The sequence below is a fragment of the Hahella sp. NBU794 genome (genome assembly GCF_050749805.1).
GTDB lineage: Bacteria > Pseudomonadota > Gammaproteobacteria > Pseudomonadales > Oleiphilaceae > Hahella.
On the sequence record NZ_CP192738.1, the window covers coordinates 1,472,983 to 1,487,270 of the forward strand.

15 protein-coding genes are annotated in these 14,288 nt (G+C 42.5%); 3 read left to right on the forward strand and 12 right to left on the reverse strand.

The window, feature by feature from the left end:
- Positions 1–15: 15 nt before the first annotated feature.
- Entirely contained in the window at positions 16–1,893 is a 1,878-nt protein-coding gene (locus tag ACQYWX_RS06615) for a hypothetical protein (RefSeq protein ID WP_431688285.1), read from the forward strand.
- A 9-nt stretch (positions 1,894–1,902) separates the two neighbouring features.
- Positions 1,903–2,772, forward strand: a complete 870-nt coding sequence (locus ACQYWX_RS06620) for a glycosyltransferase family 2 protein (protein WP_431688286.1) — start codon at positions 1,903–1,905, stop codon at positions 2,770–2,772.
- On the opposite strand, the gene ACQYWX_RS06625 is transcribed toward ACQYWX_RS06620, so the two are convergent.
- From ACQYWX_RS06625 to ACQYWX_RS06660, 8 genes are all read right to left on the reverse strand, one after another.
- Entirely contained in the window at positions 2,730–3,944 is a 1,215-nt protein-coding gene (locus ACQYWX_RS06625; RefSeq protein WP_431688287.1) for a glycosyltransferase family 4 protein, read from the reverse strand. The genes ACQYWX_RS06620 and ACQYWX_RS06625 overlap by 43 nt on opposite strands.
- Positions 3,937–4,866: a glycosyltransferase family 2 protein gene (locus tag ACQYWX_RS06630; protein ID WP_431688288.1), complete on the reverse strand. Its 930-nt coding sequence runs from the start codon at positions 4,864–4,866 to the stop codon at positions 3,937–3,939. Before ACQYWX_RS06630 ends, ACQYWX_RS06625 begins: the two co-directional genes overlap by 8 nt.
- 13 nt (positions 4,867–4,879) lie before the next feature.
- Complete coding sequence (locus ACQYWX_RS06635) at positions 4,880–6,085, reverse strand: hypothetical protein (protein WP_431688289.1); 1,206 nt, start codon at positions 6,083–6,085, stop codon at positions 4,880–4,882.
- Positions 6,082–6,927: a glycosyltransferase gene (locus tag ACQYWX_RS06640; RefSeq protein WP_431688290.1), complete on the reverse strand. Its 846-nt coding sequence runs from the start codon at positions 6,925–6,927 to the stop codon at positions 6,082–6,084. Before ACQYWX_RS06640 ends, ACQYWX_RS06635 begins: the two co-directional genes overlap by 4 nt.
- Positions 6,924–8,165 carry a glycosyltransferase gene (locus tag ACQYWX_RS06645; protein ID WP_431688291.1) on the reverse strand — a complete coding sequence of 414 codons (1,242 nt, stop codon included), beginning with the start codon at positions 8,163–8,165 and terminating at the stop codon, positions 6,924–6,926. The genes ACQYWX_RS06640 and ACQYWX_RS06645 overlap by 4 nt, the downstream gene beginning before the upstream one ends.
- Positions 8,162–8,833 carry a methyltransferase domain-containing protein gene (locus ACQYWX_RS06650; protein WP_216735014.1) on the reverse strand — a complete coding sequence of 224 codons (672 nt, stop codon included), beginning with the start codon at positions 8,831–8,833 and terminating at the stop codon, positions 8,162–8,164. The genes ACQYWX_RS06645 and ACQYWX_RS06650 overlap by 4 nt, the downstream gene beginning before the upstream one ends.
- Positions 8,827–10,053 carry an oligosaccharide flippase family protein gene (locus ACQYWX_RS06655; protein WP_431688292.1) on the reverse strand — a complete coding sequence of 409 codons (1,227 nt, stop codon included), beginning with the start codon at positions 10,051–10,053 and terminating at the stop codon, positions 8,827–8,829. Before ACQYWX_RS06655 ends, ACQYWX_RS06650 begins: the two co-directional genes overlap by 7 nt.
- 65 nt (positions 10,054–10,118) lie before the next feature.
- Positions 10,119–10,319: a SlyX family protein gene (locus ACQYWX_RS06660; protein WP_279503173.1), complete on the reverse strand. Its 201-nt coding sequence runs from the start codon at positions 10,317–10,319 to the stop codon at positions 10,119–10,121.
- A 401-nt stretch (positions 10,320–10,720) separates the two neighbouring features.
- Here ACQYWX_RS06660 and ACQYWX_RS06665 point away from each other — a divergent pair, with 401 nt between their 5' ends.
- On the forward strand, positions 10,721–11,197 hold the full coding sequence (locus ACQYWX_RS06665; protein WP_431688293.1) for a cold-shock protein: 477 nt from the start codon (positions 10,721–10,723) through the stop codon (positions 11,195–11,197).
- A gap of 45 nt (positions 11,198–11,242) precedes the next feature.
- On the opposite strand, the gene ACQYWX_RS06670 is transcribed toward ACQYWX_RS06665, so the two are convergent.
- The 4 genes from ACQYWX_RS06670 to dapD all read right to left on the reverse strand — a co-directional run bounded on the left by ACQYWX_RS06670 (position 11,243) and on the right by dapD (position 14,269).
- Positions 11,243–11,638: a hypothetical protein gene (locus ACQYWX_RS06670; protein ID WP_431688294.1), complete on the reverse strand. Its 396-nt coding sequence runs from the start codon at positions 11,636–11,638 to the stop codon at positions 11,243–11,245.
- Positions 11,639–11,641: 3 nt separating this feature from the next.
- Positions 11,642–11,944 carry a hypothetical protein gene (locus ACQYWX_RS06675; RefSeq protein WP_216735011.1) on the reverse strand — a complete coding sequence of 101 codons (303 nt, stop codon included), beginning with the start codon at positions 11,942–11,944 and terminating at the stop codon, positions 11,642–11,644.
- Between the two features lie 31 nt (positions 11,945–11,975).
- Positions 11,976–13,127 (reverse strand): succinyl-diaminopimelate desuccinylase, encoded by a 1,152-nt coding sequence (gene dapE, locus ACQYWX_RS06680; RefSeq protein WP_431688295.1) that lies wholly within the window; start codon positions 13,125–13,127, stop codon positions 11,976–11,978.
- A gap of 116 nt (positions 13,128–13,243) precedes the next feature.
- Positions 13,244–14,269, reverse strand: a complete 1,026-nt coding sequence (gene dapD / locus ACQYWX_RS06685; protein WP_431688296.1) for a 2,3,4,5-tetrahydropyridine-2,6-dicarboxylate N-succinyltransferase — start codon at positions 14,267–14,269, stop codon at positions 13,244–13,246.
- Positions 14,270–14,288: the final 19 nt, after the last annotated feature.

Below are 14,288 nucleotides of genomic sequence, written 5' to 3' on the forward strand. Positions count from 1 at the left end.
ATGAGATAGGGCTATATGACCTTTAGGCTTTATATATCTTTAATAGTGATCGCGTGTGTAGCCTTACTCTTAATCTATTTTCCTGGCGCCAATGGCGGAGTCCCCATCCTAGACGATCAGCATGTACTACATAGATTGTTGGGGCTGGACGGTCTAACTTGGTTCGAAGGGTATGTTCGCTATTTCTCGGGGGATGTAGGTGATTTAAAAAGGCCGTTGTCCTATCTGTCGTTTTATTTGCAAAAAGACTCTCTGGGAGAAGGCCTCTTCGATCTTAAAGTCGTTAATATATTTATTCACCTAATAAACTCACTATTGGTTTGCTGGTTAACTTACAGGATATGCACTGTCCGTCTGAGCGTAAGTGAGGCTAGATGGATTTCTCTTTTCTGTTTCTTATTGTGGGCGTTCGCTCCTATACAGGTTTCAACAGTTCTGTATATCACCCAGAGGATGGCTGAGCTTGCTGCAACATTCACACTATTAGCGTTAGTTGTGTGGACTTATGTAAGAGGAGCCTGCGGTCGAGCTCAAATTTTATTATTATTCGGTGTGGTAAGTCTATTCGCCTTGTTTTCCACATTATGTAAGGAAAATGGCTTTCTTACTCTTCTCTTCATTATAGCTCTTGATCTTACTGTTTACTCTGAAATGCCTAGGACTAGAGGCTACAAATTCTGGTTTTTTACGGTAGTTGTTGGAGGAAATGTACTTTTTAGCTCTGTCATACTGTATGACTATCATCGATATTTTATTGGGGCATTCTCCGCCAGAGACTTCAACGCATATGAGCGCCTCTTGACTGAAGGAAGAATTCTGGTGGAATACTGTCTGAAGTTTCTTTCTCCAGGATCATACAAGTTTGGTTTGATTAATGCGGGGATTTCCAAGTCAACGGGTATTTTTTCCCCTCCAACAACTCTGCTGTCCGCTATGTTTTGGATTCTATCTATATTTTTTGCCCTGAAGTATAGAAAAAGGACTCCATATATTTCCTTTGGAGTTTTATTCTTCTTGTGCGGACACTCAATGGAATCTTCAGTGCTCTCGTTAGAGCTGTACTTTGAGCATAGAAATTACATTCCAATATACGGTGTTGCGTTGATTTTCTCATTCTGTTTAATGATGGCGCTTAGATCTATTGTCATAAGTAAGCTTATAAAATATGTACTGGTATTATGCTCTGCGGCATATCTGTTTCTCATTGCATTTGTTACAAAGCTAGAAGTTGATGCTTGGGCGAACCCTGTCAAGCAAGCCTATGAATGGTATTTGGAAAACCCGTTGTCAGAAAGGGCGTACTCACATCTCGGAGCAACTTTATTTCAGTTTGGGCTTCATAAAGCAGGAGCAGATTTTTATCAAGAGACACATAATGATTTTCCGAAGGATCCAACTAAAGAGCTACTTTGGTATGAGTTGGTATGTATGGATGATAGTTTGCCTAGGCCTGGACTGAAAGAGTTTATAAATAAGGCTAGGCAGTCTGACTTTTATAACCAGACAATTGTCTTGCTAAATGCTCTGTTGGACCTGAAAGAGGGTGGGAGCTGTAACAACCTATCTACGGAAGATATGATGTTGTTTTCGGCTGCGCTCCTGGATAATCCTAATTACATATCAAGAAAGAAATCTCTCTACATTTATCAAGCCAGGCTAAGCGATCACAATAATGATCTTTCGGGGGCTGTTGAGAACCTGGAATACGCTATCAATCTTGGTTGGCGAGTAGATATCGCGCTGAGCCTCGCTGAGAAATATGCGCTGTCAGAGCAGTTGGACAAAGCTGAAAAGAGACTTGCAGAGGTCAGAAAATGGTGCTCTGATAACTCATTTGAGTGTCAGAGTAAAAAGTCTGAGATTGATACATTGTCGCAACTGATAGAAAATTAAGGGCAAAGCATGATAAGTGTGGTAATTCCTGCAAAAAACGAAGCTGAGAATTTAAAAAGAGTTATCCCTGAATTATTAGCGCTTTATCCTGATGCAGAAGTGATTGTTGTTGATGATGGATCAACGGACGATACTGGATCATATTGCCAGCAACAGGGAGTGAAACTCGTAACTCACAAATATAGCAAGGGAAATGGCGCTGCGGTGAAAGCTGGCGCGAGAGCTTCAACTGGTGACGTTTTGGTGTTTATGGATGCGGATGGTCAGCATTCACCCAAGGAAGTCCATACTTTACTAATGAAGCTGGATGAGGGGTACGATATGGTTGTGGGAGCGAGAGATAAAGGAGCGCAAGCAAATATAGGAAGGTATTTGGCGAATAATCTTTATAACAAGTTGGCGTCCTTGATGGTCGATCAAAAGGTGGAAGATCTCACCTCAGGCTTTCGGGCAGTTAGGGCTGATAAGTTTAAAAGATTTCTTCATTTGCTACCGAATGGCTTCTCTTACCCTTCGACGATTACCATGGCGTTTTTTCGAATGGGATATTCTGTTGGCTACCAAAAAGTGGCGGTTGGGCGTAGGGAAGGAAAAAGTCATATAAGGCCAATACATGATGGTTTTCGGTTTTTATTAATAATATTTAAAATTGGCACCCTGTACTCGCCTTTAAAGTTTTTTGTCCCTATTAGCTTATTTTTCTTTTTTACTGGCCTCGGTTACTACAGCTATACCTATTACAATTTTCATCAGTTCACTAATATGAGCGCACTCTTGTTAGTGACAAGCGTCATTGTCTTTCTGATAGGCTTGGTTTCTGAACAAATATCGGGGCTTCAGTATTCGTTGAGTCGATCTTTTGACGATGAGGTATCATAGATTGATGCATATCTTCTCGCACAGCTGCTCCAAGAGTATAGATTGGCGGTTGTGCGTGCATTCTCTGATAACTCATGCAATGTATTATCGCAACTTAAGACTTTTATTAGAAGCATAGAAAGCTCTTCTATATTCCCTTTTGGGTATATAAAACCATTAATATTATTGCTGATATAATCCTTGCTTGCAGGAAAGTCGGGGACAATTGGCGCTAAGCCGGAGGCCATTGCTTCCAGTATGGCCAGCCCTAGACCTTCATTATCTGCGGCATGAGCAATAACCTTGCTTGTCCTATATAGCTCCGCTAACTGGCTATGACTACGATAACCACGCAGTTCAACAAAATTGGCTAATGAATACTTATCTATGTATCGCTGCAGAATTGTTTTCTCTGGTCCCTCGCCCAAGAATATTAGCTTCGTGTCAGTTGGAAGCTGCGCCTTAGCTTGATGAAATGCAATGAGCACGTGGATAGGGTTCTTTTGCTTAACCAGCCTGCCTACACATAAGATATTGTTATTTCGTTTAGTGGGCGCTGAGTGTTGGGAAAAAAATATATCTGGTATTCCCATAGGGGCAACTAGTATTCTCGACGGCAATACACATGCCAGTTTTTCCAGTTCCGCCTGCATGGGGCTACTCACGACTGTAACGTACTTAAATGGTCTTAATAACCATCTCCTTATCTGGCGGAAAATGCCTTTTTTAACCAAATCTAAGTCTGAACCGTGCATTGTAAGTATATTGTCAACATTAAGGCCAATAGTTGCTATAGATGTTGATATGGCTTGTGGGAGTACCCAGTGCGCATGAACGATGCTTGGTTTTGTTTTCTTTACTAACGCCCTAATTTTTAAAGCCTGGGAAATTATAAAAAAAGGGATAGTTAAAGAGATAAACGGATTTCTCTTGATGTTGGAAATTATACCTGCTCCGTAACTCAGTTTTTCTAAAAAGTCAGGAGCATACCTGAATCTGTATACATCAATACCTTCTATGTTGTCGTATAGAGACAGACCTTTGCAGTGGGGGGCGACGACTAAGGGGATAATACCTATGTTTTTAATTGCTTTGGCGTAATCAAGTATAAAGCGAGGGACAACATCGTTTTTGTGCCTGGGGAAGGTTGATGTGGCGATAATAACTCGTCTGGCTTCGTTTTTATTAATCAAGACTTTGCCTGCTTTTTGTGCCTTTATAAAAGCTCAATATAAGTGTCGCGTTTACAAAACACTTTTTAACTAAAAAAGGTATAATGTTACTCTTTAAAAAGTAGGAGGTGGAAGCCCTTAGAAGAGGAAGGCCTAAAACTAAAATATCTAAAATAAACTTAGTTACTATACTTCTGTGCTCAGAATCAAAGAGAGAATACATGGTTTTCCTGTATGCTTCAGGATGTTTTTCATTGAACTTCTGCGCAGTTATTCTACCAGCCTCAAAATATTTTTTTGAAACTATATAAATATCAGTAGATGATACATCATGATAGGCCAAACAGGATGGGTTAACGCAATATTTTAAGCCCATTTTGGAAAGCCTAGCGATTAGATCCTTATCCTCAAAGCCATAGCCTTTATAATCTTCAGAAAATTTTCCCGCTTTCTCTAAGGAGGATCGAGTAATGGCAAAATTCGCAGTGGTTTGTCTGCTAATTTCACCTTTAGCTCTCTTTTTGCACACTTCTGCATTCAGGCGTTGCCAAAAACCCTGGCCTGTTGCGCTAGTTAAACCAAAGCAGATTTCATAACCATCATCGAGCACTTTGGACAAAAAAGAATTGAAAACGATTTTGGAGGCCCATATACAATCAGCATCCAAAATTATAACGGTGTCACTACTACCTTTCGATACTCCGGTGTTTATTGCGGCGCTTCTTCCACGATTGGAAGAGTGGCGAACGACGCTAACATTATAAAGCTCTTGTAGCTTATTTAGGTGAGCGCAAGTTTCGCTGTCAGATCCATCGTCCACAAGAATGATATTGTAATGAGTTTCTCTTATGCCTAATTGCGAAACTATACTTTCCACGCATCTTTCTATTACGCTTCCTGTGTTATAAACAGGTACTATGATGTCTACAGTTGGACGACCCATTATCAATTTTGTCCTAAATGTATGCTCTTTCAATAATCATATTGAAAGTCGACGTGCTGATATCCTGCTGGTTGAAATAGTTGATGTCTAGCAGGTAGTGGTATATGTATTTTTCTAGTCTATCATAAGTCAATTTTTCGTACAGAGTCTTCCCCAAAAATATTACTTCCTTTTTTCTTATTATTGCATCCAGTCCAACAGATGAGTTTATAGTTATTATAAGTGAGGCATGGGAAACTAATCGCGAAGCGCTACTATTAGATATCGAAATATTATTATCTTTAGCGATAGCTGTAATTTTATCAATCTCTTTTTCGGATTTCTCTGCGGGATGAATTTTTACTATTAGTGGAAGCCCTCTTTTGATAGCCTCCTTGTTTGCGTAGATTAGCGCCTCGGCATTGGTAAAGTCGCTATTTAGTAAAAGTTGAGTGTCATCTGAAACTTGCAAAGGTATAAACACGTATCTATCTGGTAGTGCTTTTTCCTCTACTAGAAGGCCGCGACTGCTCTTACTTCCTGGAATATTTTTTTTTGTTAGTCTCGATATCAGTGAGCCCTTATTTAAATCTATCCCATACCCTGTTTTGTATAATAAAGCATCTAAAATGTTGCCTAAATAAAATTTGTTCTTAAGATTTGCTTGTAGAGGCTTGTTTCCTACGCTTAAGTACCACTCCCTCCAGCGGGTGTATTCGAAAGATGGGGGAGGGGAAAACTCATCCAATATATTAGGGCTATGGAAAAGTCTAGACTGAGCATTTACTCCATCAGGGTCGGCAAATATTTTTCCAGGAATGTTGGCTAGCTCAAAATAGACCTTCTTTATACTATTTTCGTTTAGAGAGTCGGAAATTGCATGTGCTACGGTGGAGCTCCCATTGAAAATAAGAGCGAGTTTTATGTTGTGATTTTTTAGAATGACTAAAGTCAGGGATTTGGCTGAGTTGTAAACTAAGTTAGAAAGTTTCCTGTCCTGTGTTCCTGTTAGTAAGTCTAAGGAGTTGCGATTGTACTCTGTTTCATGTGATTTGTTTTTTTTGGGTCTCTTAATAAGGTAAGTTTTTATTTTACTTACTTTTAGTCGTAAATGGATGCTAGGTACAGAGGTGATGACGACGGGGTTCATTTCTAACGAATAAACGGCAGAAAAAAAGCGCTTAAAAAAATAAAGCCTCTCATAATTGTCGATATAAAATAGCAAAGAGGAGTTTTTCATTTTAGATAATATCCTCTTAGCCATATTCTAATATCTCGTAATAGTGTTCTGTAGGAAGAGTATTTTAGAATTTCAAGGAAGGAAAGCTTATTGTTTTTAGCTAGTGTTAATCGTAGCTGCTGAGCTCTCATGTGAGGCTTTTTCATAATGTGCTGATGCTTTTCTATGAATAGCTCAAATCCAGGTATCTTACTCTTGTTGGTGGATATTCTTTCTCTTCCTGGTGTCTGATCAAAAACTATGAGAGGGATTTGGATTCGAAATCCGGGCCCATATTTAATAACTAGTCTCAGCCACATATCATAGTCTTGGCAAGAGCTTAACTCTTCATCAAATAACCCAGCAGCAATGATTTTTTCTCTTTCTACCAGTACTTGGTTTGTTGCAAAATTGCTATACAGCATTTCATTTAAAGTAAGGGTGTTTATGGTAGATTTTTTATGTGAAAGGACTCCTTCTTTTAAGCATATGTACTGATCGCTACATATGAATGAGTATGTTTCTTTGTTATGCTCAAGTAAAGTGGAAACTCGTTCAGGCAAAAAATAGTCGTCGTCGTCTAGTCCTGTTACATATTTCCCTTTTGCTTTAAGTATAGCAGCGTTTCTAGAAGCGCAGGCGCCTTTTGATTTTGTGTGGGTTATTATAGAAATATTGTTAAAATTATTTTTTAATTCTTCAAGTATGTGACGTGTTGAGTCAGTTGATGCATCATCTACAATTATAATTTCAATATTGGTGTAAGTTTGCGCTAAAGCAGAATTGACGGCTCTAAGAATCAAGTCTTCTCTATTTTTTGTCGTTATATATATGCTTACCAAAGGCGAGGGCGGAAAGCTCATTCATCATTCCTTGAAGCCAAGTGTTTAAGTTCACTTGAGAATATAGAGTAGTTCTTCTCAGCATTAAAATGCTTGCTCCACTTTAGAAAAGAGGCCTCTCTCATTGAGTCAACCACTTCGTTACTTAATTTAACAAACTTCTCCAAAACTCCTACAGTTTCCGCTGTATCAGGCCTAATAGAAAGAAGAAATCCGTTTGTGCTATCAACAATTTCTGAGCATCCTCCAACATCAGATGACATGATCGGAATACCAAAGCTGGCGGCTTCCTGTAATACAACCGGTAATCCTTCTGAGTGGCTCAAGTGTATAAATAAATCTACGGGGTTGCTCCTATAATAATCGTATACTTCCTCTGATGTTAGTTCGCCCAATAATTCAACTTTAAGATTTCCTGGTCTGTCTTTTAATGCTCTCGTTACACTATTCATTTCTATTCCATTCCCTATGTGTGTCCAGGTCACTGAAATAGAGTTTTTAAGACAAAACGCTTTTAGGGTTTCTGCAATAAAGGGTACGTTTTTTACTTTGTTTATATGAGAGCAAGATAATACTCTGAGCTTGGTGTCAGTTGATCGCCGAACCTTGTGGTGGGGGTTGAAAGTACCTAGATAGGATAACTTAATATTGTTATCTATTCCGTATTTTTCCTTTATATACTCTTTGGCTTGCTTACATACGGTATATACTGTATTGGGGCTTGATAGTATCTGGCGGTGCCACGGAATATAGTTTTTTCGGTATCGCTCTTGGTATAAATCGTAGCCATGGACCCTGGTTACTACTTTTGTTAGGCTATTTTCATCTCGAAAAGAGCATAATCCAAGAGTTACTGGAGAAGCCCAGTAGGTGTATAGTAGGGAGGGACTATTTGAAGATATATTTTTTTGGGCCCATGACTTAACGGACTGAGCGATACTGGCGTCTCTTACTGTAAATAAGAGTCCATGGATAGACTTTAAATGTACGTGTTTAAACACTTCTAAGATGGAGCCTTGCCATTTTAAAAAACTGCTTAATTTATGAAGCCTCCCCTTTTTAAGCTCTCGAGCAAGTGAGGTATCTAACGTGTATTTGTCAGTGTCTAGGTGGACTGCCTTTCCCTCAGTTTTGGCGGGGACTATTCGTATTTTTTTAAAATGATTTGAAAGAAATCTAAGCTCTGTGTTTACGAAAATATGCTCGCTGCCGCTCGTTTCGAAAGGGAAGTAATTTGTGAAAAGTATCAGTTCCATCATTTTTTTTCTGAAACTATTATTAGATCGTCTCTGTATTTTGGGAAATAGCTAAAGAACGCATTGTAGATGAAGTTCAATTTTTTGGGCCTATGTCCATAAATTACGTTCTTTATTATATAGCCGGCTTCTGTGATTGTTTTGCATAAAGTATAGGGCGAAAACCAGTATCGATGATCAGAATTAATTTCTTCGTACTTTAAGGATGTAAAGTTTTTTATTCTAAGCGCATTTGGTGTTGTTATAACGAGAGTCTTGAAATCATGACGGTTTATTTCGTTTAAAAATGATTGAACATTGCCGACATGTTCTATAACGTCTGCTGCAAGACATACGTCGTACTTATCTTGTGGCAGCGTTTCAGGAGTGAAAATGTTGCTGATACCAATCTCTTTTAAATAACTTATTGACTTCTCGTCGATATCCAATCCTATACATTTCTTTGTATGGGTATTCAAAAGACTGTGAAGATGAGACCCCCGCTTTATCTTTTTTTCAATTAGCGGAATATGATCGCAACAGCCAACATGCAGTACTGATCTTTCCTTACATATGTTCAGTATATGTTGATTTCTATCGAGAAGCTGTCTCTCAGAAATGATTTTAAACCTACCGGAATTTGTAAATTTTTCTCCGGTTAAATAAGCTTCAGTTTCAGGAGAGATTAGCATTTTAGTAAGTTTTCTCTATAAGTTGACTGAAAAAGGATATAAGTAATCACTAGCCCTAGCGTGTAGCTTGTTGAAATGGCAGTGCATATTGCACCTAAGCCGTATTGGTAACTAGCCAGTATGGATAAGCATACTCCTGCTAGTACGGATGTGCTTATTATTAGGTTTTTACCTGAGTATCCCCTTCCCGCCATATCTGAAGCTAAGACTCTGACTGCTGACCAAGCAATGATGCCAGGAGTGAGGCTCGATATGGCCACCAGTGTCGTCCGGTAGTTGTCACCTATAATATCTAGAAGGATATAGTTTGATAGAAGTATTATTGTTAGAGATATGAGGGCGGTGATCAGTGCTGCAGCTAACGCTAGTTTTAATGTTTTTGACTTTCTTGTAGGCGACTCTTTTGATTTTGCTGAGTCTGGGAATAGCACAGTTGCAATTGACTGTGCGGGCATCCCAGACTTTTCTATAATGCTGTTTCCAATTGCAAAGGCTCCTAAGTGTCTCGCTCCAAGTAGCGCTTCTATTAGATAGTACTGTATGCGCAAGCTAATAAAAGAAATTAAATTGGCGAAGTATATTTTGTAGCCGTAGCTATATATGCTTTTAAGATTCCCGGGAGCTAGTCTGCAGTAGCGAATATAATGCTTTAGCGGCTGGTAAGCTATTGATGGTATTGCTATTGTAATAGATGCTATTTGTAAGGCCGCGGCGATTGACCAGTTTGACTCATTAATATTTATCGCAGGAAGCATCATTAGAAACAATATGCTTGATGATAAATGAATCCAATTAAAAACTTTTATTTCTTCAAGAGCTAGACATACCGAAGCAAGCCACTCCCTTATGATCGATAGGCTGGTGTAGAGTCCTAGATATAAGAGTACTAAGTCACTATAGTCGCCGAGTAAGCCTAACATTTTGGAAAGTATGAGAGCTACTATTAGTGCCGAAATTGCAAACACCATCAAAGTGTAGGATGTTGATATTGCGCTTTCACGTTCACCTATGCTGGGAGCAGATGCAATACTTCTTGCGGTTATATTCGCTATTGAGAATGAGAATATAGTGGTAAGCAAGCTGCCAGTAACCATGAAGAAAGAGTATTTACCCATACCTGCTGGAGAAAGCTGCTTGGCTAAGTATAGGTTTGCCACAAGGCTTATCAATGCCGAAGATGATTGGCGAATGAATGTATAAAGGGCAGCTTTTCCCAACATTTTTTAAATACGGCGATTAGGCTGGATTAGGTTATTTCTTGTCGAGCATATTGCTGGTTGCAGTATCAATAATGCGGAGGCGGCCCCTCTTCTCCATCTTCAGGCAACAGCTCTCTCACGCTCTCAAGTTGTTCGCGCAGGTTACCCAGCTGGCTCTCCAGTTTTTCAATCCGCCTGTCTTGTTGGTAGATCGTGTCGTTGAGCGATGTGATCAGGTCGTCCAGGAAAGCAAGCTTGGTTTCCAGGTCGGTGACTCTTTGTTCCATTCGTTAGCCCTTAACCTCAGTCGAACGTCTGGTAGGAGCGGGCGGCCGAAAAATATAGGCCATAAGTCATAAAGTTGTACCCGCGTACTACGTAATATATGTCTCGATTTGCTATTATAAGGACTTCTTAGATGATTTCGATTCTAAATCATCGAGAGCGGAGCGTTCGGAGAAGCCTTTTTTATTTTGTCGGTCGCTTTTTAGTCTAGCTGGTTTTCTAAAGATTTCCGCCCGGGTCTATATGCTGACCGAACCGGCGCTCTGATGTTTAGGCTTGGTGGAGGGGGCTTTCGGTATCATCCATGCCGTTTTCGGAATGATATGAAACACACTCGTAAGTCTCTCCATCTCAGCCATTGGGGTGTTTTTTGTTCCAAAATAATTATTTGTAGAGTTAATAAATGAAAGATAATAATTCAGTAAAAATGATGATTGCAGTGATTGCCGGTCTTATTCTTCCTATCGTGCTTGGCGTTGCGTTGAGTCTTTTCGGTATGCAGCCCACTTTTTCCTTCATGGCGGACGGCAGTGGATTAACGAGCCTCTTAACTTCTGGCGCAGGCATTGGCGTTTATTTGATCACCGCTGTGCTATTCATTCTGGCTGGCTTTTTGCCAGCGATATTGTCTGGAAGCTCGGAAGAGGCTTATGAGGAAGATAACGCCAATGACGAGCGCGAGTCGGGTGTTGTTAAGTGGTTTAATCCGAATAAGGGATTTGGCTTTATTACGCGCGAAGGTGGCGATGACATATTTGTACACTTCCGCTCAATTCGGGGCAGAGGCCATCGTTCTTTGCGTCAGGGACAGAAAGTGAGGTTCCGGACAGTGGAAGGGGACAAAGGTCTTCAGGCGGAGGATGTTTCTCCCGTTCGCTGATAGCTACTTTACAGGTAGACGTTAAAAGGGCGGTTTAACCGCCCTTTAATCTTTCCAGTTACACTGTTTCTCGCCGTTCTGATTAATTTTCCACCACAAATCAGGCGCATCTTCTTCCTCTTCTTCGATCCAGCCGCTTGCAGAGCAGCGCACCTCTTTATTGAGGGCTGAGAATGCGCTGCGAGCACAGTCCAGATCCGTTTCCCAGGGGGTGGAGGAGGAGTCGAACCAAACGCTTGTGAAGCGTTTGCCGGAAGCTTTTTCAACAACGATGACAGGAATGTCAGCGCCGTTGTAGTTGGTGTGGATCTTGTGTGTGTTTCCCTCCACCAAGGGGGCTCCCTTAATCGTCAGATGTTTCTTTAGCCATTCGCATATATCTGGGAGATTTGTGTCCAGAATATAGATTTCGATATCGGGATAGCGGGGGGGATTTTGCATATATCAGGACTCTTTCCGGTTGCCACTGTCGTTGGCGAAATTGGATAAACGTATAATAAGTAAGCGAATATAGCCATACGCCGCCATTACTAGGCCTAAAATAAGCAGCGCAAGCACGATCAGGTTTAGTAGATCTTGAGCTAGTGTGGCGGAGTGCGTCGCATTGGAGATCACCAGCGTCGCCATGGCGCATATTGCTGTAACGCCACCGCACAGAAAGCACTGAAAAGCGCGCGCCTGATCGTAATCCCGCTTTAGCAATCGCTGCATCAGTCGCTTTATGATACTGGGATTGGGCGAGGTCATAGGCTCAGCTCCGGCCTGCTAATTATTGAGTCTACTTAGACTCGACTACCAGTAATTCTTCCAGAATATGTTCATAAATACTGCTGAGTTGGTCAATTTCGCTGACCAGAACCTGTTCATTTATGCGGTGTATGGTTGCATTGCAAGGCCCCAGCTCCACCACCTGTGCGCCGGTTGGTGCGATAAAGCGTCCATCTGACGTTCCGCCGCTGGTGGAAAGTGTCGTATCAGAGCCGCGAACATGTTTGATCGCTTTCTGAGTGGCTTCGATTAATGGCCCTTTACTCGTCAGGAAGGGCTCGCCATATAGGCGCCATTCTATATCGTAGTCCAGGCCATGCTTTTGAAGAATCGCTTCACTTCTTTGCTTGATGATATCTGCGTTTAGTTCGGTCGAAAAACGCAGGTTAAACATGACGTTGAGTTCGCCCGGAATCACATTGGTGGCGCCGGTTCCGCCATTAATATTCGAGATCTGCAGACTAGTGGCGGGAAAGAAGTCATTGCCCTCGTCCCATTTTTCATTCGCTAACTCGGTCAGTGCTGGCGCGGCTTTGTGAATTGGGTTGTTGGCGAGATGAGGATAGGCGACATGTCCTTGAACGCCTTTCACTATAAGTGTTGCGCCAATGGAACCACGACGACCGTTCTTAATGACGTCGCCAACTGTATGGGTGCTGGAAGGTTCGCCGACGATGCACCAGTCGATGACTTCGCCCTTGTTGACCAGATACTCCACAACCTTAACCGTGCCGTTCACTGCATGGCCTTCTTCATCGCTGGTGATCAACCAGCCAATGGAGCCCCGATGGTTGGGGTGTTTTGCAACGAAGCGCTCGCAGGCGGTCATAAATGCCGCCAAACTTCCCTTCATGTCTGCGGCGCCTCTACCGTGTAGTACGCCATCTTTCACTTCGGCGGCAAAGGGAGGGTGCTCCCACTTTTCTTCCGGTCCTGTAGGGACGACATCGGTGTGGCCGGCAAAAACAACCAATGGGGCTTGAGAGCCGCGTTTTGCCCAAAAGTTTTGCACCTCTCCGAAAGGAAGGTCCGTTATTTCAAATCCGATGGTTTGCAACCTCTGACTTAATAGATCTTGGCAGCCTGCGTCATGAGGAGTGACGGAAGGGCGCCTGATAAGGTCCACAGCCAGTTCCAGAGTAGGGGAAAGGGAATCGGTCATGATGCGCTCAACGAGTAATGGGTTGCGATTGAAAATAAGGCGGACGACTGGGAGTCTGTCCGCCTTGCTGCATTTTATATCATTCGAGGGGAGGGGAGTCCCCTGCCGCATTGATATCAGTTATTTGCGTGCAACGCTTCGTTCAACTGAATCGCGGTTTTATTGGTGACGACTTCGATTCTGCCTGTTTCAGAGTTGCGGCGGAACAACAAGTCGTTTTGGCCAGCCAGTTCACGGGCTTTGACGATTTTTGCAACTTCGCCTTTGTCGTCCATTACCGCCACTTTAGAGCCAGCGGTGATGTACAGGCCAGCCTCAACTTTGCAGCGGTCGCCCAGAGGAATGCCAATCCCGGCGTTGGCGCCGATCAGTGAGTTCTTGCCGACGGAGATAATGATAGCTCCGCCGCCGGACAGTGTGCCCATTGTGGAGCAGCCGCCGCCAAGATCGGAGCCTTCGCCGATCATTACGCCTGCAGAGATGCGGCCTTCGATCATGGATGCGCCTTCGGTGCCAGCGTTAAAGTTGACGAAGCCTTCGTGCATGATGGTGGTGCCTTCGCCGACATAGGCGCCGAGCCTGACTCGGGCGGTATCAGCGATGCGTACGCCTTTGGGTACTACGTAGTCAGTCATCTGCGGGAATTTGTCTACGGAAAATACGCGCAGGGTTTCGCCATTGGCGCGAGCGCTCAGTTGACGTGACGAAAGTTCATCAATGTCGATAGCGCCCTGTGATGTCCAGGCTACATTGGGAAGTAGGGCGAAAATGCCTTCCAGATTAATCCCGTGGGGTTTCACAAAGCGATGGGATATCAATTGCAGCTTTAAATACACTTCGGGTGTGGAAGAAGCTTTGCCGTCTTCTTCAATCATGACGGCTACTGTCGGGCGTTTTGAGTCACGTAACGCCATGGCGGTTTGCGCTTGTTCGGGCTGGTTTGCTTTGTCGAACGCAGCGGCCAGAGCTTCCAGCTTTTGAGCGTCAAGCTCCAGCGTCTGGTTGCCGCCGGCGTAGCCCAGTGAATCCTTCAACAGCTCTTTTACTTCTGCTGCGGGATTCCACAAGGGAGCGGCGAAATAGGTTTCAAGCCAGTCTCCTTTGCTGTTCTTGGCGCCTACGCCAATGCCAAATGCCAACATGATAGTACCTTCTTTGCTT

Bases quoted from the DNA above. Each gene is read 5' to 3' on its own strand.
- ACQYWX_RS06620 (WP_431688286.1), top strand. From the start codon at position 1,903: ATGATAAGTGTGGTAATTCCTGCAAAAAACGAAGCTGAGAATTTAAAA.
- ACQYWX_RS06630 (WP_431688288.1), bottom strand. From the start codon at position 4,866: ATGGGTCGTCCAACTGTAGACATCATAGTACCTGTTTATAACACAGGA.
- ACQYWX_RS06615 (WP_431688285.1), top strand. From the start codon at position 16: ATGACCTTTAGGCTTTATATATCTTTAATAGTGATCGCGTGTGTAGCC.
- ACQYWX_RS06665 (WP_431688293.1), top strand. From the start codon at position 10,721: ATGAAAGATAATAATTCAGTAAAAATGATGATTGCAGTGATTGCCGGT.
- ACQYWX_RS06670 (WP_431688294.1), bottom strand. From the start codon at position 11,638: ATGCAAAATCCCCCCCGCTATCCCGATATCGAAATCTATATTCTGGAC.
- ACQYWX_RS06675 (WP_216735011.1), bottom strand. From the start codon at position 11,944: ATGACCTCGCCCAATCCCAGTATCATAAAGCGACTGATGCAGCGATTG.
- ACQYWX_RS06650 (WP_216735014.1), bottom strand. From the start codon at position 8,833: ATGCTAATCTCTCCTGAAACTGAAGCTTATTTAACCGGAGAAAAATTT.
- dapE (WP_431688295.1), bottom strand. From the start codon at position 13,127: ATGACCGATTCCCTTTCCCCTACTCTGGAACTGGCTGTGGACCTTATC.
- ACQYWX_RS06645 (WP_431688291.1), bottom strand. From the start codon at position 8,165: ATGATGGAACTGATACTTTTCACAAATTACTTCCCTTTCGAAACGAGC.
- ACQYWX_RS06660 (WP_279503173.1), bottom strand. From the start codon at position 10,319: ATGGAACAAAGAGTCACCGACCTGGAAACCAAGCTTGCTTTCCTGGAC.
- ACQYWX_RS06655 (WP_431688292.1), bottom strand. From the start codon at position 10,053: ATGTTGGGAAAAGCTGCCCTTTATACATTCATTCGCCAATCATCTTCG.
- ACQYWX_RS06640 (WP_431688290.1), bottom strand. From the start codon at position 6,927: ATGAGCTTTCCGCCCTCGCCTTTGGTAAGCATATATATAACGACAAAA.
- ACQYWX_RS06635 (WP_431688289.1), bottom strand. From the start codon at position 6,085: ATGAAAAACTCCTCTTTGCTATTTTATATCGACAATTATGAGAGGCTT.
- dapD (WP_431688296.1), bottom strand. From the start codon at position 14,269: ATGTTGGCATTTGGCATTGGCGTAGGCGCCAAGAACAGCAAAGGAGAC.